This window comes from Streptomyces sp. XY431 (genome assembly GCF_001279805.1).
Lineage (GTDB): Bacteria > Actinomycetota > Actinomycetes > Streptomycetales > Streptomycetaceae > Kitasatospora > Kitasatospora purpeofusca.
Map to the genome: position 1 here is coordinate 1 of NZ_LGDO01000298.1, position 729 is coordinate 729.

1 protein-coding gene is annotated in these 729 nt (G+C 80.8%); it reads left to right on the forward strand.

What is annotated here, in order from left to right:
• The coding region (locus tag ADK60_RS24095; protein WP_053648842.1) for an SGNH/GDSL hydrolase family protein at window positions 1–729 on the forward strand (729 nt) is incomplete at both ends.

Sequence of the window (729 nt, forward strand, 5' to 3'; positions counted from 1 at the left end):
GCCATGCCCACCCCCGCCACCCGCCGGCCGCTCGCCCGGGCCCGGCTCACCGCCGCCCGCCTCTACCAGCGACTGGTGATGAGCCGCCCGCCCGCCGACTGGACCGTCCCGCCCGCCGACGGCCGCTACGGCCCGGCCGAACCCGCCGACCCCCGGCCGCTCACCCTGCTGATGCTCGGTGACTCGCTCGCCCGGAGCCTCGGCGCCGGCCGGCCCGAGGAGACCCTCGGCGCCCGGCTCGCGCAGGCCCTCGGCGAGCGCCTCGACCGCCCCGTCGACCTGCGGGTGCTCGCCCGGGTCGGCGCCACCACGGCGGCCCTGCGGCAGCAGGTCGCCCGGGCGGAACGGATCCGGCCCGGCATCGCCGTGCTGATCGTCGGCGGCAACGACGTACTCCCCCCGCTCCCGCTCGGCCGCGCCGCCCGCCGGTTCGCCCTGGTGCTCCAGCGGCTCCGCGACACCGGCTGGCACCCGGTCGTCGTGCCCTGCCCCGACCCCGGCCACGCCCCCGGGTTCCGCGCCCCGGCCCGTCTCCTCGGCGCACCCCGCTCCCACCGCCTCGCCCACCGCCAGGCCCGGGCCGCCGAACGCGCCGGCATCCCGGTGGCGGCCTCCTCCGGCCCCGAGTTCCGCGACCGGGCCGACCACCTCCTCGGCCCCGACGGCGTCCACCCGTCCCCCCGGGGCTACGCCGAACACGCCACCCTGATGCTCCCCGCCCTCCTCGCC